Source organism: Calothrix sp. NIES-2100, assembly GCF_963875285.1.
Lineage (GTDB): Bacteria > Cyanobacteriota > Cyanobacteriia > Cyanobacteriales > Nostocaceae > Aulosira.
The window spans coordinates 2,568,002-2,588,121 of the sequence record NZ_CAWNLA010000001.1 but is presented as its reverse complement, the minus strand read 5'-3'; the positions used below and the strand labels follow the sequence as shown (position 1 = coordinate 2,588,121).

Below are 20,120 nucleotides of genomic sequence, written 5' to 3'. Positions count from 1 at the left end.
AATAGCTCTTTTGAACCCTGGTAGAAATACCAGGGATTTTTTTTAGGCTGGAATTTTTGAATTTCTAGCAGAGAAGATAAATTAGGGGTAGGCGGTAAGGGGCAATGCCAAAGAAAATCAGACAGTTGAAAGCAATGGTGGCAAAAGCTGGGTACGTTTTGCAAGCAGGTCGAGGTAAAGGAAGTCATACTTATTGGAAACATCCGTTGCTACCTGAAGAACCCCTAACTATCCCAGGTCAGGATGGGGATGATGCTCCGCTATATCTAGAAAAGAATATTCAACGGGTGCTAGAAAAGTTGGAAGGACTTGAACAGGAGGAAAGTGAAGAATGAGCTATCACTACAGCATGGTGATTCAATGGTCAGAGGAAGATCAACTCTTTTTGGTTCACTTGCCCGAATTTCCTTGGCAGCAGTTTCATACGCATGGTAGAACTTATGAGGAAGCTGCTAAAAATGGTCAAGAGGTGATTGAGGCATTCATTGAGATGCTTCAGGAGGAAGGAAAATCACTACCAGAACCGAGAATTCTGCCGACAAAGCCGTTGCAGGTTGCTTAGTTAAGTTTTTCCAAGTCGGCGAGAAAAATTCCATGTATATGAATACAGATATACTAAAATTTAGCGATCGCCTGCGATAATCATTGAATTTCAAGCCAACCATATTGCTTATGAAGTTAAGAATTTGCTATCGGTAGGAGCATAAGATTATAGATATTGCCCATTCGTGAGACTCAACTATGACCGACACCAAACCCACCCGTGTTACCCGCAGGGGAAGAATTTTTCCCTCAATCCAGTGGACCCAAGAGAAAAAGCAAGCCTGGAAAACTTCTCAAGAAGAATTTTACCAACGCTGCAAGCCCATTTTTGATAAAGTCCAACCCGAACTAATTAAAACTCACTACAACTGGTACATGGCAGTCGAACCAGAAAGCCGCGAATATTTTGTTGATAAAGATGAGATGACTGCTATTAAAATGTCACGTCAAAAACACCCAAACTGTCCCGTTTTCGTCTTTAAAATTAACGAGACTGGAGTTGCTGGGACAATATGATATCAGGAACATTTGGTGATGGGGAGGAGTTGATTTTTGAAATCGAATTGATTGCAGCCAATGGATTTGAATTACCAATTGATGTGATTTTAGATACAGGATTTTCTGATTGGTTAGCCATTGATAAGCAGGACTTGGAGGGGTTTGATTGGGAATATTTAGGCGAACGTTCAATGTTGATGGCAAGGGGTGTATCTAACTTTGATATTTATGCAGGAACAGTCAGAATTGATGGAGAGATTTTTGATATTCCTGTTTATGCTGGTGATGGAGTGCCAGAAGTTTTACTCGGTCGTCAATGGCTCACTAATCGTAGGTTAGTTGTAGATATGCCATCGGGTATTTTAACCTTGGGAAATTGACCTAAAAAAATAATAATTAATCAACACTTAAATTCAATACCTTTGTCAAAATAAGAGGCTACAAAAATGTTTGCAAAGGTATTGGGAAACCAGGAAGTAATTTTTAAGACTTATTGTTTTTGCCCAGTCTCGAATAAATGGGAGTTCATACATCAACTCACTCTCGTAAATTGTCGAAGGTATTGGATTGAAAAATATAATACCCTGGTAACTTATAACTGCTAGAGTTTTTATTATCAATAATTAGCTGCTATCGTATTATGTATTGTCATCTGTTAAATTTTGTAAATAAGTAACTTATGCAGCGTGAATTCGCCAGTCGAGATGAATTAATAGCTTATCTACGAGAACAATTCCCCCAAGCCGCAGAACGAGATGAGCGTGTCAGCAATACAGTGGGGGGAAGAAAAGCCGCCGAAAAAGCCTTGCAAAAGGTGAAACCAGCCTTATATGGAAAAACACGCAACTTTTTAACAGGTGATGTAACTAAGCTTTCACCATATATCCGTTATGGAGTTTTGAGTCTGAGGGAAATTCGCGATTATGTATTGGATAAAGTCCAAAACCGTGATGATGCGACAAAACTAATCAACGAATTGGGTTGGCGGGATTACTGGCAAAGATTATATGCCAAGCTAGGAAATAACATTTGGCAAGACCAAGAAGAATACAAAACCGGCTACACCGTAGCAGAATACGCGCTAGAGTTACCCCAAAATATCAAAGATGCTAATACAGGCTTAGTTTGCATCGATAACTTTAGTCAAGAATTACAAGAAACTGGCTATCTACATAACCATATGCGGATGTGGTTAGCCGCTTATATTGTCCATTGGCGACGTATTCGCTGGCAAGCAGGTGCAAAATGGTTTTTAGAACACTTATTAGACGGCGATCCTGCCAGTAATAATATGTCATGGCAATGGGTAGCCAGCACCTTTAGTCATAAACCTTATTTTTTCAACCGCGAGAATTTAGAACGCTACACCAAAGGAGTGTATTGTCAAAAATGTCCTCTCTACGGTCATTGTGACTTTGAAGGTAGTTATGAAGAATTAGAACAACGCCTGTTTCCCAAAGGAGAATTTACCAAAAAACCCAACAGTCAAAGTTGGCAAAAAGGGAAGAGATAGGGAGTGTGGGGAGAAATAACAAAGAACAACTGACTAATGACAAATGACTAAACAAATAATTTGGATACACGGCGACTGTCTAAGTCCTTACAACCCGGCTTTACAAGAATACCCAGATGCGCCTGCGATTTGGGTTTGGGATGATGCTTTGATAGAAGAATGGCAACTTAGTCTCAAGCGACTAACTTTTATTTATGAATGCTTGCTAGAGTTACCTGTAGAAATTCGTCGCGGTAATGTGACGCAAGAAATTTTAGCTTTTGCTCAAGAACATAACGCTGATTTAGTAGCAACAGCCGATAGTCCTAGTCCTCGCTTTCATCAGATATGCGATGAAATTGAGCGTTCTTTAAACTTGGAAGTGTTTGAGGTAGAACCGTTTTTTGATTACGCCGGATATATTGACCTCAAGCGGTTCTCTCGCTATTGGAAGGTAGCAGAAAAGTATGTTTTTGAATAACACAAATTTTAGCAAGCATCAAAAATAATGATAAACACTCAAGCCTGAATATATAATGAGCAGCTTGAGTTATTCCCAAATCACAGAAATATCTCGTTTACAGTTCAATACACTTTCGACAGTTGACGATACATCACATCTGAGCGTAAAACGTACTTTCGTCCTTGGATAACAGGAGCGCCTTCATGTACTAGTTCGTGGACAAAACACAAAGCCATACCTATAACTGGAACTACAGCGATAGTAGGTAAATGTTCATAATATCGACGGGTCAGATGAAAACGGGTTTCACCACCATCAAAACCTTCATTCAGGTAAATCATGAAAGTTAATAGACTTTCCTCGCCGTTAGGTCGCTGATAAGAACCATCATGATGAACCGCAAACCTCTGGCCTGGATCATAGCGATAGAAACGAAAACGCTCATTCAGCCCAACCGCTTGCCATCTACCAATGGTATTAGGTATATAATTTGACACTCGCTGCCATAAATCAAAAGCTCTTTCCCGATCATCTAAAATGACACGCTGATTATTGCGGATGTCGGGACGTATTTGAAAACCTCGGATTGTATTAATCGGAGCATCTGTATAACCAATGTTTTCGGTTAAAGTAATATACTCAGCACATTCTTCTGGTGAGAAAATATTGTCCAACGTGAAAATTTCGTTGCCAAGCAAATTTTTCTTGGTCATGGTTGAATATAAGTGAATTTCGAGTAATGAAACACATCACCATCTATCTTAGTTTCAATCACAATAACGCCAAACCGAGCTTCATCAGCAGAGCATTTGACTGTATTAATAACCGCTGAATTTGACTAAAACGGGAAGATGATTACCGCTATTAACCCCGATAGTGGAACTTTTTTAGGGGTAGTGTGAAGGTAGCTAAGGTCAGGGGCAAACTAAAGATTTAGCGCGGCATGAAAAAGTTGGGTATCTGATACCAATTCAAATACTGTTTGTGACACATAAATGATTGGTAAGGAAGAATGTTCCCTACCCATCTGTCGTATTCTTTTTTAAAATTGGTAGATAAGGACTTTAGTCACAAGGTCAAAGACTAAAGTCCTTACTACTATTTAAAACCGAATTTCAATCGTTAAGCTGCGAATTTTGCCTGTATCTATTTTGGCTTTATCTGCTACTTCCAAAGTCCAATTACCTTGGGGACTTTGACCTTTGAGGGCAGCTAACTCAGGGGTGTTGACTTCATCATAGGTGGTTTTGATGTTGTCTGTGGCTCCGCCTAGGCGATTATGGAGAATTATCGGTAATACACCTGTTTCTGTGGGGGGGACAAGGGAGACAACCAAATCGCCAATGTAGGTATGCTCGATGTCTACCTCAACTTTGATAGATTTGATGGCATTGGTGTTTGCGATCGCTAAACTGAGTGTAGATGTCTGCAAATCATTAATTGGCACATCCTGCACGGCTTTGAAAATACCGACGGGTTCTGGTTGTGGGGGTAATGCTAGTTCTACAGCTTTCTTGGCATTGACGCGACCGTAACCATAGAAAGGGCTGTGTCCGTTAGCATCATAATTGCCAGCAGTTTCATCAATGCGATCGCTCGAACGTTTAATGATATCTTTGACCTCATCCCAACGTAAATCTGGGTTACGGGAAATAATCAAAGCCGCCACACCAGCCGCCCCAGGACAAGCGCTAGAAGTACCACCAAAACTATTAGTATAGTTACCTGCTAAGTCGCCGAGTTGAGTCTTACCAGAATTGTACCCGACTGCACCAGTGCGATCGCTTGTCCAAATGCCTGGGGTTTGGGAACTGTAGCCGTGATTACTGGGGAAAGCACACCAAACAGCATTGCCAAAGTCGCTGTACGCGCTTCTGGTACCATAGTCATTACAGGCGGCTACAGCAATGATTTTAGAATAGCTGGCATAGCCATCATTATCTACGCTCTCGTTACCATTACCAGCCGCAAATAAAATCACACAGCCCTTTCCATTGCGCCCTTTTGTAAAGGCGTAGTCCATCGCCAACCTTGTAGAATCAGGTAAAGGCACTTTTTGCTTGTGAACCGGGTCGGTTGTGTCCCACCAATCCCCATCTGCTGGGCCCCAGCTACAAGAAATGATATCTGCACCATTTTGCGCCGCCCAGACAAAAGCGTCAGCTTCTTCTTGTGAACCCAACGCCGAAACAAACCGAATAGGCATTAGTTTAGCTTTTGGTGCTACACCTGATGCACCAAAGTTACCATTACCACAGGCTACCCCAGCACAAGCTGTGCCATGATCGTCTGAGTTTCCTGGTCTGGGATTATTAGTTTTGAAGGTCACATCTCTAGGGGCGACAACCTTACCAGCAGAACGGAATTCTTCATGGTCGATATCCACACCATCATCAACAATGGCAATAGTCACTCCTGTACCGTCGCTCAACTTCCAAGCTGCTTCTACGTTGGCATGAGCATTAATATTTTTACCATTAATTGTAGTTTCTTTAAGATGCCATTGCTGGGGAAAAGCTTGACGTTTACGAATTTCCCGGACTAATTCAGGATGGCACAATTCCACAGATTCTTCATTGAGTAGACTTTCGGCTAGGTCAAAGATTGCTAACCCAGTATTTGCAGGCGCACTGACAAAATAGGCATTACGGGCATAATCGAGTTGACGTTTGATGGTTAAATTGTAACGCCCTAAAACAGCCTCACAGGTGCTAGCTTCCGCTTCATCATCAAACTTCACGAATAAGTTTTCCGTGTAGATTACTGGCTGCTGTGACCGAGGATCAACCAATACCCGCCCAGCAAATTGAATTTGGGGTTCTTGATTGAGAATTGCCCTAGCTTGGTCACGTAAAGCACCATCTTCCCTGGGTGCTTTCACTTGCAAAACTTCTACACCTGCTTGCCGAAATCGGGTTTTTACCTCAAATTGCTTGAGGATACTCCGGGCTTCGGGTGATACAGATGCTACTTCAAAAGGGCGATCGCCTACAAGTAAACTGCGATTTTCCGTACGAACTACAATGTGATTATCACTAATAACAAGTTCATACTGTTCACCGTTCTGACCACCATAGCGAACCTGAACCATAATTTCATCTCCTGGTATCTAGTAAATCTCAGCCTCTGGCTTGCATGTGCATATCTGAAATGAAGCACCCGTAAGCCGCAGCTAAGAAATAAGTTAGTATTGCCAGTAAATACAAGCTTTAACTAGATTTTTCCTGAATATTGCTAACATAAGTTTAAATATCTTAGTAAATAGCAATCTGGGGAAACTTTCTCTTGTCTAAAGGCGACAAGTTTGTAGTGAGGACTTCAGTCCTGTTAAAAATAAGAGAATTTAAACAAGATGATCGAATTATTTCTCCAGGCTAATTCTCTACCCCCAATTGCTGAAGTGAGATTTCCATCAGACTACTTTAGTGAATATCCCCAACAAATTCGCATTGGCAAAGATGCGCCTGTGTTATACAGTCGTCAGCCTGGGTACTACGCTGTACACTTTCAGCAACCAACAGCGATGTCTACGCAATCAACAGCCGCTTTAGTATTGAATGAGGGGAAAATAGCAGTTTTTGCTGGTGAACCAAAGCCAGCAATTACAGATAAACTCAGCCCGGTTTATACATTGCAAGGAGGTTCACTCGCTGTTCCCACAGGTTTAGTATTTATTCGCTTTGCCGAAAACGTTGATGTAGAGTCACAACAAGCCGCGATTAATCAAGCCGGTTATGAAGTCGCCGAAAAATTGGCTTATGCTCCTCATGCTGCTTGGTTACGTGCTAAATCAGGTAAGATGAGTGATGCTTTCCAAAAAATTGCCCAATTACAAGCAATACCGAATGTGGAAAATGTCGAACCGCAAATGCTGATGGAAAGAAGACAGCGTTAGGAAGGTCTGAGAAAAAAAGGCAGATGGCAGAGGGGGATGAGAGAGACAAGGGAGATGAAGGGGATGAATCACAAATGACAAATGACCAATGCCCCATGCCCCATGCCCAATCAATTACTTAAACCATGTTCCAGGGCATAGCGCACTAACTCGGTGCGACTATTTTTACCAGTTTTGGTGAATAATCTACTAACATACTTCTCAACGTTGCGAACGCTAGTGTCTAGGCGACGGGCAATTTCTTTATTCATTAAACCTTGTGCTACTAGATCTAAAACACTTTGTTCCCGTGGTGTCAAATCAATGTTAATTGGCGAAGGCTTAATTGGCGCAGGTGATTGAGGAAACACACAAGTTCTCTCTAACATTTCCTGAAGTATTTCAAATTGGCGGATAATATCATCAATATTTGTCATGCCACTGCTGGTTTTAATCGTACTCCCTCGCCGTAAGAGCAAATTTTCCACAATAGCAACCAACTCATCAGGGTTAAAGGGTTTTGGTAAATAGGCATCACAACCAGCTTGGTATCCAAGAATGCGATCGCAACTCATGCCTCTAGCAGTCAAAAACACTACTGGTAAGGACTCAAAACGGGGATCTTCCCGTAATTGCTTCAGAAATTGCATCCCGCTTACCTGGGGCATCATAATATCGGAAATTACTAAGTCTGGCACATTTTTTTGCAATAATTGCCATGCCTGATTCGCGTTACTAGCTACTTGAACCGTAAAACTACTTTCTTCCAAGTAATCTTTGACTGCTTGGCGCACTCCAGGTTCGTCATCTACTAGTAACAATTTTGCTGACATAGTTTCTTCCTTGCCACTTGTTGTTTATATATGTGTTGATATATGTACCCTGTCCATGCCCAAGTCAATAGTTGAGCCGCTAGGATAGAGCTATTTTTCTTCTTGGTTTCAATTTAGCGAAATTTCTCCACCTACTTTTGTACGGTTATCCCTATATAATAGTCCGGTTTATTTTACTTGACAAATTTCAACTTTCTTAAATATTTAAGACAGCCTATTTAGTTCAGGACTTACAGCAGATTACAGGTATATGAGGTACACAAATTAATCATATAGCTCTTGTAGTGCTATTGTAGTACGGGACGGAAAGCCCGCTACGACTAAGGACAGTAAATTAATGTCAGCCCTAGTAATGTTAAGTTAGACTCTAAAACAGCAGTAATTACACGGTTACAGACAAATGAGTAAACGCCTATCGCAAATTTGGCAGAATCTATTTTGAGGTTAAGAGACGTGTTGTCGCCAAGCGCCGCACCAAGGTCTAGAATACGGTACAGTACTCTCGCTGATAACGCACCCTACACATACTTAGATTTTTTCAATAATCAAATCGGATTCCTAAATGAAGCAATAATCCCCGAAATTACAGCAGTTTTCACGTATTTGCACCACATCGTAGGGGCACAGCAATGCTCATACGTGTCAACTTAACATGAAACCCTTGCCAAAGCTTGATTTTGAATTAAATCGCTTAACATCAAGATCCGCGTTACCCCACCCCAGTTTTGTCTAAAGCCAAAACGTCCCCTCAGAGTTTACGGGGAGGGGATTAAGGGGTGGGGTGAAAGACTTGTGGGATAAGCGTTTTAACTTAAGTTGACACCAATGAGCATTGCTGTGCCCCTACAACGTGGTCTATTTAAGGGAAGATGCTGGAAATTTCGGGGAGTGTCAAGAAGACGAACACTTTCATTAACAAAGGGAACCCTTTCATTAACAAAGGGAACCCTGTCCGCAGCGTGTCGCAGACAAGCGATCGCAAAAATTACGGGAAGATGGGATTACTTCGCTTCGCTATCGCTGCGCTCGTAATGACAATTTAAAGGGGATCATAGACGCAAGAAAACACGCCCTAGGGGTGGGTTTAAACCCGTTGCAAATCCTCCAATCGCGCCAGCACTTCTTTACTGTGAATATTAGGATTAACTTTGACAAAAGTCTCCCGCAAAATGCCCTGTGGATCGATGATAAAACTGTGGCGCATGGAGACAGCCCTAATCCAAGAACCGTAAGCTTTACTCACAGCACCGGTAGTATCTGCCAATAGCGGGAATTTTAGCCCCTCGGAATCACAAAATTCAGCGTGAGAATCAACATCATCCGCACTCACACCGATAACTTGCGTATTCTTTTCCATATATTTGGGTAAGTCTTGCTGAAACCGCCGCGCCTCTATTGTGCAACCAGAGGTAAAGTCTTTCGGGTAAAAATAAAGCACTACCCACTTACCGCGTAATTCGGAGAGTGAAATTGTACCATTACCTGTATTAGTTGGCAAAGTAAACTCTGGTGCAGGTTGATTAATTTTTGGCAGTATCCCACCCAGAGCATCAGCAACAGAAGTAAAGTTTAGCCAACTGAAAAGCGTAACACAGCTGGCAAATAATATGCTTAAAAAAGTACGACGAGAAATCATGTACAGATCAGAATTATAACTTTACACAAGTTTACAATTCTTGGTTACTATTTGAGACAAGCAAGGATGAAGTGAGAATTAGTACACATCGTCCATTTCATCCTTCAGTTGACTCTGGCTGAGATTCAGAAGGGATATCTGTACTTTCGATGTATTGACTATCAAGGAGAAAAGCTCCCTTGGTAAAACGAATACCCCAATATCCACCAGGACGACGGTCAATTACCGTACCTTCTTCCCCAAGGTGAATCACATCAGGAGGACGCAGCATCGGCATAGGTTCAGCAGTTTTGACGTAAGGAGGTAGCGCTACCACCCGGACTTTACTACCAATGATAAATTCTTTAGACATTTTGATGATGTAAGGAGTTGTGAAGAAGGCAGAGGGCAGGGAATTGCCTTGTTAAATTAACTCATAACTCAAAACTCCTATCTTTAGCTAGCCCCCAAGCGATACCTTTTCCTGTCAAAGACGCTGCGCGGTAAGCGTACGATCTCACACACAACCAGAGTATGAACATCTTTATTCCCTAGCCCCTAATCCCTAACCCCCATTTCCAAAATAGATGCACTTATTTTATAAGAGTGATTATAACTAGGTTATTATTTATCGCTGTCATAATTTAAACAATGGTGAACTCTACCCTCCTGTCCACAATCTATGTCAACTCTGTCCAAGGGAGTGATGCTAACGCTGGTTCACGGTTGAGTCCGTTTAAAAGTCTCACCCGTGCTTTAAAAGCATCGACAAAATCTACAATTATTCAGTTAGGTCCGGGAACATATAGCACTGCTACTGGTGAGGTGTTTCCACTGATGATCCCGCCCGGGGTAATTGTAGTAGGTAACGAAACCAACAAAGGCGCAGGGATTGTGATTATCGGCGGTGGGGCTTATCAAAGTCCCAGCTTTGGGACACAAAATATTACATTGCTATTACAGGAAGATGCTAGTCTGAGGGGTGTGACTGTCACAAATAAAACGAATAAAGGTACTGGTGTCTGGATTGAATCAACCGCACCAACTGTATCTAACAATACATTTATTAACTGTACGCGGGAAGGTATATTTACAACAGGCTCAGCCAAACCAGCAATTTTAGATAATGTATTTTTGCAAAACGCCGCCAGTGGGTTAACAATGGCACGCAATAGCAAAGGAGAAGTGTTGCGGAATATTTTTCAGAAAAATGGCTTGGGGATCGCAATTAGTGACTTTGCTGCTCCTTTAGTAGCAAATAATAAACTAACTGAAAATCAAACCGCGATCGCGCTTTCACGAGATGCACGCCCTGTATTGCGACAAAATGTCATTACTAATAATACCCAAGGTGGTTTATTGGTGAATGGAAACGCCATCCCCGATTTAGGTAGTACCCAAGACTCGGCTGGTAATATTTTTCGCGATAATCAAGAATTCGATTTACAAAATGTCACATCAGTGCAGCTGGTTTCCGTTGGGAATCAGTTAAATCCGATTCTGGTAAAAGGAGCAATAGATTTTCTCTCAACTACCGTAGAAGCTTCCCCACAAGTATCAGTTGGCACTAGTTTCTATGACCTAGGTGGACATTGGGCTGTAGCTTTTGTAGAGGCGTTAGTCAATAAAAGCTTAATCAGTGGATTCCCCGATGGGTCATTTAAACCCAATTCCCCGATCACTCGTGCCCAGTACGCTGCTATAATTGCCAAGACTTTTCCGCCACCAAATGGCAGCAAAGCCAGTAATTTTACAGATGTCAAACCAGATTATTGGGCAACCTCAGCCATCGTGCGAGCTGCCAATATGGGGTTTATTAGTGGATTCCCTGATGGCACTTTTAGACCAGAACAAAATTTAACAAAAATTCAGGCAATAGTATCAATTGTGAATGGTTTGAAATGGAGTGGGGGGAACCCTCAGGTGTTGAGTATCTACCGCGATCGCGCCCAAATACCCAGTTATGCTACTAATGGTGTGGCAGTTGCTACCCAAAAACTCTTAGTAGTCAACTACCCAAAAACAGAACAGCTAGAACCAGTCAGGGACATCACCCGTGCTGAGGTAGCAGCATTAATTTATCAAGCATTAGTCGCCATTGGTCAAGAAAAAGCGATCGCCTCGCCTTATATAGTCAATCCCGAAATTAATCTTCCCTCCTTCACAGACTTAAAAGGACATTGGGCAGAAGCATTTATTCGGGGATTAGTTAGTATGGGATTAACTACAGGTTTTGCTGACGGTAGCTATCAGCCAGATAAACCCATGAATCGCGCCCAGTATGCGACTTTAGTGGCGCTGGCTTTTAACCCCACGGCTAAACGCCCAGCCATAGAATTTACTGATGTGGCGAATGATTTTTGGGCGGCGAAAGCGATCCAAACTGCGGCTAGGGGAGGGTTTGTCAGCGGATTTAGCGATCGCACCTTCCGCCCAGATCAAAACGTGCAACGATTACAAGTGATCGTCTCCTTAGTCAACGGACTAAGTTTAGCCGCTGGTGATAGTAATAACTTACTGGCTTATAGCGATCGCAATTCCATACCCGAATATGCCCGTCAGGCTGTAGCTACCGCCACCCAACAGCAAATAGTAGTTAATTATCCAGATCCTAAGCAGCTTGTGCCAGTTCGTGAAGCCACACGCGCTGAAGTAGCAGCTATGGTTTATCAAGCTTTGGTGGCAATTCAACGCACAAATGCCATTAAATCACCATATATTGTCTCCCATACAAGCAATTGACCAAGTAGAATAAGAAACATTTCCTATTAATTTAAAATAACTTGGGCAACCACCCCGTAGCTTAAAAGCTCTTTCGCCTATCAGCAATGGGTAAAAAATATCACTTATGTCTGAAGCTCATAGCTCCATGTTAACACCAGTTACAGACAATTATGCCGACTTAGCAACCGCCTTATTAACTCACTATAGCTTTGACCTCAGCGGTTATAGTGCCAGTGAGCTAATTAGACGTTGGCAAGCCAATTACCCCATTGAGTGGCTACACATTGCCGTGATCGAGGCATTGTATCAAGGTCGTTACAAAGCAGTTTCAGTACAACAAATTTTAAACTTTTGGCATCGGCGCGGTCAGGCTACGTATCATTTCAACATGGAATTTGAACGCCTGATTTGCAGCAAATTTCCCGAAAGCTTAACTTCTATCCACACCCCAGTTTTATATCCAGCCAAGAAAAGCGTCAGTCCGGAAAATAATAACTATCATTTATCATCCGCGAGTGGCGAACCATCACCAACTAAAGTAGAGCGTGACTATAGCCAAAGAAAACTGGCGCCAGTGAAAGTGATGCGAGAAGTCGAACAGCCACCAGTTATCAGCGAAGATACAGAAGAAGCTGTAGCTTATGCAACAATACCTCCAGTTGCCGCTGTGTCACCCAGCCACCAGGCCCAAAGTGATCATAAATCACAGCGACTACTACCATCGAGTGCGAGTCATCATCCCATTGGGCAATTTACCCCCGACACAAGCGATCGCACCGAGTCATTTACATCAAAACTCAAAGCTATGTCTAGTAGACCAATGGGAAAAACCTATACAAGAGAAAAAATCAAAGATGAAAATAGTGCCAAAACTTACGCTAATAATAGCCAAAATCCGTAGTTTCATGTAGGGGCAATTCATGTAGACGCTCAGCGGCTTCCCGCAGGGTATTGCTTCAACTACAGCCTGTAGTTGTGCGTAAATGTTAAGTGTAAAAAATTAATATTTTACAAGTAGAAGATAGAAGGTATTTTAGTTAATGACAATTTTGTCCGCAATTGCGAATTGTTCGGTCAAATTAAACCGCTGATAAACATTTTGGGCAATGCTTGAAACTCCCCTGCTGTCCATGCGAGGTGATTCTAGCTCTACATATAGAGCTTGCTTAGACTGCTTTTTATGATAAGTTTGTCATTCAAAAATTAGCTTTTTGGCTTTTTATTTTTGATTAATTAAGCCTTGAGTTACCTGTATGCTGTTGCTGACATTGGATAATACAACTCACTAATCGCATTGGCTAACACAGTCAAGGTAACCCATTCGAGCGACAAGGAGAAATCTATTTGATTGTTATCATTCCTAAGCGAGCCACTCCCGAACAAATGGAACAAATGCTTCTGGAGCATAAATTTTATATAAAAGTGGCGGTTGACATCGAGCGTTATACCCTGGCTGGTGGTGGTGAAATGCATTACGATTGTGAACAAGCTTTACTTGCAGACGGCAGCCGACAACAAGATATTTGGGGTGCGGGTTATATGCCCTCAACTCAAAATATTACCTATGATTCAATTATTAACCTTCGCCCGCGCCAAAACCGTTCAATGGAAATCCTCGACGTTACCATAAGAGAACGGGTAGCCCAAATTATTACCGAATTCTTGGGAGATATATGAATACAGTAACGCTGGATCGAGAACGCTTTCAACAAAACGATATCCCCACGCGGTTAAACCACTTGGCAGCACACCTTGCCCAAATTCAATCGTTTGTAACGAATGGAACGGGTGAAGATAAAATTGTTAGCCTCATGCGCGAAAGCCTATATTTTATTGAATGGACTGTACCGCATTATATTGATACTGATGTGGATCGCTCTGCCGAACTAGTAGATTTGGGACGCATCCTTGCCCAGTGGCTGTTTAACTGGGAAAAAATCTGGGCTGACATAGAGAAGCGAACCGAGGTAGCCCAAATTGCTGGTAGTTTGTCAGAACGTGTGCAGGAAGTGTCTTCATTAGCATCATGACAGGTATCTTTCCCCGTGCAAACATCGTCAAAACTATTAAGTTTCTTGCCTATCCTTTGCAATTGGAGTATTTCCGGCACAATTTTAAAACAATCATAAAATAATTACACTAATCACAATAGTTTTAATCTATTTCAGGAATTGTGGCATCAATAATATTGCTGCTAATTTCTTGGTATCGCTGCATTGCTAAACTCAAGATGGAACTATTGTAAAACGATGGCTTGCATAAAATTCCTTCCAATAGTCGATGCCACATTGCATACTTTTCCTCAGACATATAAACTTCTTGCAAAAATTGATACCAAGCTTCTTCCTCCTCATCAGTTTGAGGTTGTTTCAAATTATCTAAAATAAGATTTCGATATTTGTTATCTTCAACTGGATAATCAGATAGAGTGAGAAGCGTAATACCTACCACACGATATTTACTATTTTCATGAGCAATAAAACTCATTCCCAAATTAAAATCTATACGAATTTTTTTCAATTCTTGAAATATATATTTTCTAGAGTATTGGCGCTGATTTTCAAAGTCTATAATTAATTTTAAAATTAGAGATATCCCAACACGTACAGCTTCTTCTTTGTAGAAGAGCAAAGATTGCATTAAATGGAGGAATTTCGGGTCAGATTCGACAACAGCTTCACGAGGAGGCCAAGGTCTTCTAATTCCTAAAATTTTAACTGGCGATAAAGTGGTAAACAAACGAGAAGCTGTTTCCTCTACCTGTGTATCATATATTAATAACTTAAGAAAAATAGCTACGCTTATACTAGCAAGAGGAAATTCGGAATCTTCAGAGTAAGTGTCAATAATTAACTCCAGAAGTTGACGAAATTGCTTGACTATTACAGTGTCAAACATCCAGCTATTATCAATTATAGCCCATAGTAATTTACCTGGTATTTCACCTTGTTGTATTAGGTTATAAGCCGTTGTCAATAATTTTGGTAGTTGGTCATTATCATAGTTCATTGACCGACGAACATCGGAAACAACATAACTAGGATATACTGTAATATGCGCTCCCACAAAATCCTCTACTTTTATACCCATCTGTTCTGCCAAATTTACCAATTCAGGCAAAAGTTCATCCAACCCAATTTTTGTTTGTAGTGCTATCAAAAGTTTTTGTTTTTGTGCTATTTCTGATTGTTGAAAATACTCTTTAATTTCCCCTATAATTCTTTCAGAAACAGATATTTGGGTATTTACATCCAAGAAAGGTAGTAAATTATTTACAGTACTTTGCCCTTCAATTCTTTGTCTCTCCAGAGCCAGAGTCAAAAGAGGCCAAGCTGCGCTTAAGCCAGAATAATACCATATCTTATAAAGAAATTTATGTATTTGCTTATTTAAATTAATATCCTCAAGAAAAATTGTTGCTTTTGCTTGACTTGGTTGATTTATAAACCAGTAAATTGCCCACAAAGTTCCTCGTAACCAAGGCATCAAGTCAGAACGCTGTAACAGAGCATCTATAGCCTTGACAATGTTATCAGGAACTGATAAGCGAGGAGATGATTTATAGTTTAATCTTGTTCTTATATGAAGCACAGTTTTTGGGACGGCATCATCGTCATTTATCGCAATATCAGAGCGATTTGGAATTTCCATTCTCAAATTGTGGACAAACCAAAGATACCTCAACATCAATATTAATTGCTCTGAGATTGTGTTTGGCTGTGGCATATCCCAATCGATTTTCTGGCGAGAATACATCTCAATATATCGGCGAGGATTTTTACAAATTGTTTCAGCAATTTCCGTTGCTTCAGCTTCGGATAATGACCAGATATTTAACAGATTTTCAAGATATTTGTATGAACGAAAAAATATAGGGGGAATGTCATTTTTCCAAAATGACCAATAACGTTTTAGCCGCTCCACCATCCATGCAGGATCAGATTCATAGAGCAGAGAAAGCTTTAATGCAGAAAGCACAAGATTTTTCTCTTGAGTCTCAAGTAGAACATCAATCTTCTCTTGAAAGAATTGCGTTGTTCTAAAATGCCGACCATACAGATTCAAGGCGACTTCCCAACAAGTTTCTGGTAAATTCTTTGAGCTAAGTTTACCTTCCAACATAGGACGGAAAAGGTCGCGTTGGTCTTTTTCAGACAGTTGCCCTATTAGAGAACTTAACTTACGCCGTTGTCCCTCCGTCAGACCTGTTTCTAACACCTCTAAACCATACTCGATAGCTTCACACTGGAGGTCGCGGTAATTTTTACTGAGAGAGCCATCGGCTGCTACTTCTAAAGCAAACCAAGCTCCAGGTCGTAAGTAATGATTTTTATTTTCGTCATCCATCGGTTGCGGTCGATCTACAGCACGACACACATTTCTGAGAATGCCATCTGCATCATCACCCAGTTCGCGAGCAATTCGACCAGCTAGGAATAAAGCTACATAACTCCAGTGTTCAGAACAGAAATTAACAAGCATTCTTGGCACAATAAAATGTCTTGAATATTTTGAGGAGATATATCTCCTGGTCGCAAGGTTACTCTACTCACTTCTTCAGCTAGGTAAGCTTCTAAGCTATTATTATCAGATGTTTTATTCCCAAGCCACTGAGCAAAATACTTTAGTACAACCCGAAAAGGAATACGTTTAACTTCAACTTTGTCCTCGAAATCATAAGGCTTTTCAAGCCATATGGCACGATATAATTGGGCAATTTGTTGCCCTAGAGTAGATTTACCTTGACCTGGCCCACCGATAATTACAATTTTAAGAAATTTTTCTTGCAAGAGACATTTAATTGCAGACAAATTTTCATTACTTTCTCCAAAAAAATCATTATCATCATCATCAGACGATATATCCCTAGCAAATAGACTTAGTTGTTCTAGTTTTCTATTACGTGTATTAAGTCTTTCATAAAATTGAACATCAAGATCAATAAAAACTTGTTTTAGTTGTGTGCGACGTTCGGAACCTGTTTCTGGCTCACCCGCTTGGTCTAATTCAGCAAAAGTGTCAGCGCTAAAAGACTTTGAGAGATAAGTCTTTATAGTTGTTTTAAGTTTTGAGTCTAGTTCTTTCTTCGGAATCTCAGATATTTGTATGTCACTTGCTAATAAATTTTTCTCAAGTTTAGACTTTTTTAATTCGGGACGGTTGCGCCATGTTAATTCCAACTGTGTCAGATTTTCTTGCTCTTTGCTTGAGTGCCAAAGAATAAACGTGAAATTTCGTATACCTTTGCGTTTATCACTACTTGTGCTGTTTTCTCGCACAATATCTAAAGTTTTGAGGCGGTCAATTATACTTTGAATTTCTTCTTTTTCTTTCTTTAATCTACTGTCGTGTTTCGACTTAATATTACTGTCTTGATTCAGTAACCAGGCAAGATTTAACAGCCTTGTTTGTATATCTAGCTCAGGACGGTTACTATCTATTTTACGCCAAGCTTGAACAAGCAAGCTGTCACGTTGGTTATTGTTATAACCTAGCAAAAACTTAATTAAATGCTTCGCCCGCTTTAAAGGCTCCTCTCCCCAGTTATCTGTGCGTCCCATAAGTTGAGTAAATCACAAAAGTTTCTTACTTCATGTTTGGGTTAACCGACACCTACCCCAAGCTGAATGTAACTATTTTACAGGACTGCTGCTAGAAAATGTTTGGGGTATTCCCAAACACACCCCAAGCTGTAAAGCTTGTTTTATAGCTATTTCGCTGATTATCAAGTGTTTCTTGGCTTGGGGTAATACGTAAGATTTACCTTTGGGTCAGCATTGGAAATGTATTCATGACCCTAAAACATAAACGAATCCTTACAGATGACATCCATCAACCACTAATTACTGGATTTCAAGAAGCGTTTTCACAATCTCAAACATCAGCAACTACCTATAAACCACTGTCTGACACATCCTCTCAGGAAATTCAATTGACACAACCAGCAAAAAAACGGTTAAAAACCTATATCTGGGTAACTTGGCTTTCCAGCCTCATGGGCGAAGACAAGCAGTGCAAGTACACTGCTTGGTTATCTGCTAATTACCAGTTTCCCAAACGTGAGAGTGACTTTGACTCCTCTGCACACGATCGCATGGTGAAACAACGAGCAATACAGCATAAAAACCAAGGCTTTGCTGCATACATTGAGGACGATAACTCTTTTACAATCAATGGGGAAACCTGCGACATCGGTGGGAAACCCGACATTGTAGTCAACGAGAATGGTCAGATCATTATCGAGGACTGCAAATCAGGCAAACGAAAAACTTCACACCGGATGCAAGTTTTGATTTATATGCTGCTGTTTCCACTTTCTCCCCAAGGCCAACAGATCTGTCAAAGACAGGCTCCCTCAGGGCGACTAGTATATCCTAATGGAATAGTAGAGATTGCGCCGTCAGAAGTTAACACTGAATTTAAAGAGTTTTTCCGTCAAACTGTTGCTATAGTTAGCAGCACCACTCCTCCTTGTCAATCTCCAAGCCATTGGGAGTGCCGCTATTGCAATGTTCCTAGTGCATACTGTCCTGCAAAGTTTGACAAAGAAGCAAATACAGAAAATCACGACCTCTTTTAAACTGTAAATTGTCTAGTTAAAAAGCAAGCTCTTGAATTTTCAGGAGCTTGTCACCAGAAAAGCAACAACTTGATCGACCTTAAAACCCTTACCAATGACAAATAACAAATGACAAATGACAACCTAAACATCTGCAATTAACCGCGCTTTTCTCAAGAAAAATTGCAGTACTGTTTCTTCACGGGAAATAATATCTACTCTACCTTCCATTCCCAATTGAATGTGACAGAGATTATTGCCTTTACCTAAAACCAGACTTTCCGGCTCAATAGTCACCTGATAAAAAGCACCAGGGACAGACGCTTTTGGAGTAGTATTGGGATGGGGAGATCCATTTGGGCTATTTGTAGGCGGAGTCATGGCATCTGGAGAAATCGCCTCCACCTTACCATTGAGAGTACCATAATCTGGATAGGGACAAGCACTCACCCGCATTTGCACTTTTTGACCAATTTTGAGCTTACTTTTATCTTCAGATCCCACAGCGGCTTTGATAATCTGCTTAGCATAACTAGGGACAATTTGCAAGACTTCCTCGCCAGCACGGACAGTTTGACCGGGGTTACGCAAGTTTATCTGAGAAATGATACCATCAGCAGTGGCAGTAATCGTGGTGTGATTAAGTTCATTTTCTACCTGCTTGAGTTCGCTGCGATCGCGCTCTAGCTGTTTTTCAACTTCAATCCGTTGCTTGATCATTGCTTGCAGTTCTTTGTCTAAAACTGCTTTGTTACTTTCACCTGCGGCTTTTTCTTGAGCTATTCTAGCAGTCGCAATTTCTACTTCTGCATGACTGGGATTTAAAGCTGTTTTCGCACGTTGCTTTTTAGCGATCGCCGCATATACAGCTTGTTCTTGCTGTTTTGTAGCTAACCGTGCTTCCTCTAATTTATCCCTAGACAATGCTTCCGCTACACTCTCATATCGTTTTTGCTTTAACTTCGCTGCATTCAAAGCTGCTTCAGTAGCATGGAGATTAGCTTGAGCCTCTTGGAATTCAGCCACCGTGGTAATTTTTTTATCCTGATATTGGCGCAGGCGATCGCGTAATTCCGCCTCAGTAGCAGCGATAATTCGGTTAATTTTCGCCGCTTCGGCACGAATTTGACTGTTAAAAGCTTGAATTTGCGCGTTGATTTGCACTAGCTGCAACTTAGCTTGCTGAATATTACTTTGCAGTTGGCTTTTTTTAGTTTGTAAGCGGGAGTCATCAATAATAGCGATCGCATCTCCGCTTTTAACAACCTGATTTTCTTGAACATAAATCTGCATAACTTGGCCTTCAGTTGCAGCCTGGACAATTCGCAATTCCCCAGATGGACGCACCACGGCTTGTCCTTTGACTGTCACCTTATATTTAGTAATTGCGGCGACGGGAATTGCTAGTGCCAAAACGCAGAGAATAAACACTCCACCATAGGTAGTCCAACGACTAATCGGTGGGATAAATTCATCTGTTTGAATTGGGTGTAAAGAATCTGTGTTGTTAACCATAGTT

Annotated in this window: 20 protein-coding genes; 12 read left to right on the top strand and 8 right to left on the bottom strand. The window is 41.1% G+C overall.

Going from position 1 to position 20,120, the window contains the following annotated elements; genetic code table 11:
* Positions 1 to 104: 104 nt before the first annotated feature.
* The 6 genes from AACU32_RS11165 (at position 105) to AACU32_RS11140 (ending at position 3,014) form a co-directional block, all read left to right on the top strand.
* The gene (locus AACU32_RS11165; protein ID WP_096599634.1) at positions 105 to 335 is read left to right on the top strand and encodes a type II toxin-antitoxin system HicA family toxin; all 231 of its coding nucleotides are present in this window, start codon (positions 105 to 107) and stop codon (positions 333 to 335) included.
* Positions 332 to 562, top strand: coding sequence for a type II toxin-antitoxin system HicB family antitoxin (locus tag AACU32_RS11160; RefSeq protein WP_096599633.1), 231 nt, complete (start codon positions 332 to 334; stop codon positions 560 to 562). The genes AACU32_RS11165 and AACU32_RS11160 overlap by 4 nt, the downstream gene beginning before the upstream one ends.
* A gap of 179 nt (positions 563 to 741) precedes the next feature.
* Positions 742 to 1,059, top strand: coding sequence for a hypothetical protein (locus tag AACU32_RS11155; RefSeq protein WP_096599632.1), 318 nt, complete (start codon positions 742 to 744; stop codon positions 1,057 to 1,059).
* A complete protein-coding gene (locus AACU32_RS11150; RefSeq protein WP_096599631.1) occupies positions 1,056 to 1,421 on the top strand; it encodes an aspartyl protease in 366 nt (121 codons plus the stop codon). The genes AACU32_RS11155 and AACU32_RS11150 overlap by 4 nt, the downstream gene beginning before the upstream one ends.
* 299 nt (positions 1,422 to 1,720) lie before the next feature.
* The gene (locus tag AACU32_RS11145) at positions 1,721 to 2,554 is read left to right on the top strand and encodes an FAD-binding domain-containing protein (protein ID WP_096599630.1); all 834 of its coding nucleotides are present in this window, start codon (positions 1,721 to 1,723) and stop codon (positions 2,552 to 2,554) included.
* Positions 2,555 to 2,597: 43 nt separating this feature from the next.
* On the top strand, positions 2,598 to 3,014 hold the full coding sequence (locus AACU32_RS11140) for a hypothetical protein (RefSeq protein WP_096599629.1): 417 nt from the start codon (positions 2,598 to 2,600) through the stop codon (positions 3,012 to 3,014).
* 104 nt (positions 3,015 to 3,118) lie between these two features.
* Here the strand turns inward: AACU32_RS11140 and AACU32_RS11135 are convergent, their stop codons facing one another.
* Both AACU32_RS11135 and AACU32_RS11130 read right to left on the bottom strand, forming a co-directional pair.
* A complete protein-coding gene (locus AACU32_RS11135; RefSeq protein ID WP_096599628.1) occupies positions 3,119 to 3,709 on the bottom strand; it encodes a prolyl hydroxylase family protein in 591 nt (196 codons plus the stop codon).
* A 389-nt stretch (positions 3,710 to 4,098) separates the two neighbouring features.
* A complete protein-coding gene (locus AACU32_RS11130; protein WP_096599627.1) occupies positions 4,099 to 6,087 on the bottom strand; it encodes a S8 family serine peptidase in 1,989 nt (662 codons plus the stop codon).
* A 261-nt stretch (positions 6,088 to 6,348) separates the two neighbouring features.
* On the opposite strand from AACU32_RS11130, the gene AACU32_RS11125 reads away from it, so the two are divergent.
* The gene (locus tag AACU32_RS11125) at positions 6,349 to 6,891 is read left to right on the top strand and encodes a hypothetical protein (RefSeq protein WP_096599626.1); all 543 of its coding nucleotides are present in this window, start codon (positions 6,349 to 6,351) and stop codon (positions 6,889 to 6,891) included.
* 110 nt (positions 6,892 to 7,001) lie between these two features.
* Here AACU32_RS11125 and AACU32_RS11120 read toward each other — a convergent pair whose 3' ends face one another.
* The 3 genes from AACU32_RS11120 to sipA form a co-directional block, all read right to left on the bottom strand.
* The gene (locus AACU32_RS11120) at positions 7,002 to 7,703 is read right to left on the bottom strand and encodes a response regulator transcription factor (protein ID WP_096599625.1); all 702 of its coding nucleotides are present in this window, start codon (positions 7,701 to 7,703) and stop codon (positions 7,002 to 7,004) included.
* Positions 7,704 to 8,787: 1,084 nt separating this feature from the next.
* A complete protein-coding gene (locus AACU32_RS11115; RefSeq protein ID WP_096599624.1) occupies positions 8,788 to 9,339 on the bottom strand; it encodes a peroxiredoxin in 552 nt (183 codons plus the stop codon).
* 97 nt (positions 9,340 to 9,436) lie between these two features.
* Positions 9,437 to 9,691: a regulatory protein SipA gene (sipA, locus tag AACU32_RS11110; RefSeq protein ID WP_096599623.1), complete on the bottom strand. Its 255-nt coding sequence runs from the start codon at positions 9,689 to 9,691 to the stop codon at positions 9,437 to 9,439.
* 278 nt (positions 9,692 to 9,969) lie between these two features.
* Here sipA and AACU32_RS11105 point away from each other — a divergent pair, with 278 nt between their 5' ends.
* The 4 genes from AACU32_RS11105 to AACU32_RS11090 all read left to right on the top strand — a co-directional run bounded on the left by AACU32_RS11105 (position 9,970) and on the right by AACU32_RS11090 (position 14,072).
* Entirely contained in the window at positions 9,970 to 12,060 is a 2,091-nt protein-coding gene (locus AACU32_RS11105) for an S-layer homology domain-containing protein (protein WP_096599622.1), read from the top strand.
* Between the two features lie 106 nt (positions 12,061 to 12,166).
* Positions 12,167 to 12,943, top strand: coding sequence for a hypothetical protein (locus tag AACU32_RS11100; RefSeq protein WP_339377768.1), 777 nt, complete (start codon positions 12,167 to 12,169; stop codon positions 12,941 to 12,943).
* A 443-nt stretch (positions 12,944 to 13,386) separates the two neighbouring features.
* Positions 13,387 to 13,719 (top strand): DUF5674 family protein, encoded by a 333-nt coding sequence (locus AACU32_RS11095; protein ID WP_339377767.1) that lies wholly within the window; start codon positions 13,387 to 13,389, stop codon positions 13,717 to 13,719.
* Positions 13,716 to 14,072, top strand: a complete 357-nt coding sequence (locus tag AACU32_RS11090; protein ID WP_096599621.1) for a hypothetical protein — start codon at positions 13,716 to 13,718, stop codon at positions 14,070 to 14,072. Before AACU32_RS11095 ends, AACU32_RS11090 begins: the two co-directional genes overlap by 4 nt.
* Before the next feature lie 124 nt (positions 14,073 to 14,196).
* On the opposite strand, the gene AACU32_RS11085 is transcribed toward AACU32_RS11090, so the two are convergent.
* Positions 14,197 to 16,389, bottom strand: a complete 2,193-nt coding sequence (locus AACU32_RS11085) for a hypothetical protein (protein WP_339377766.1) — start codon at positions 16,387 to 16,389, stop codon at positions 14,197 to 14,199.
* Between the two features lie 95 nt (positions 16,390 to 16,484).
* Positions 16,485 to 17,603, bottom strand: coding sequence for a hypothetical protein (locus AACU32_RS11080; protein WP_096599619.1), 1,119 nt, complete (start codon positions 17,601 to 17,603; stop codon positions 16,485 to 16,487).
* A 230-nt stretch (positions 17,604 to 17,833) separates the two neighbouring features.
* Here AACU32_RS11080 and AACU32_RS11075 point away from each other — a divergent pair, with 230 nt between their 5' ends.
* Positions 17,834 to 18,622, top strand: coding sequence for a CRISPR-associated protein Cas4 (locus tag AACU32_RS11075; protein WP_096599618.1), 789 nt, complete (start codon positions 17,834 to 17,836; stop codon positions 18,620 to 18,622).
* Positions 18,623 to 18,745: 123 nt separating this feature from the next.
* On the opposite strand, the gene AACU32_RS11070 is transcribed toward AACU32_RS11075, so the two are convergent.
* On the bottom strand, positions 18,746 to 20,116 hold the full coding sequence (locus tag AACU32_RS11070) for an HlyD family efflux transporter periplasmic adaptor subunit (protein WP_096599617.1): 1,371 nt from the start codon (positions 20,114 to 20,116) through the stop codon (positions 18,746 to 18,748).
* Positions 20,117 to 20,120 lie beyond the last annotated feature (4 nt).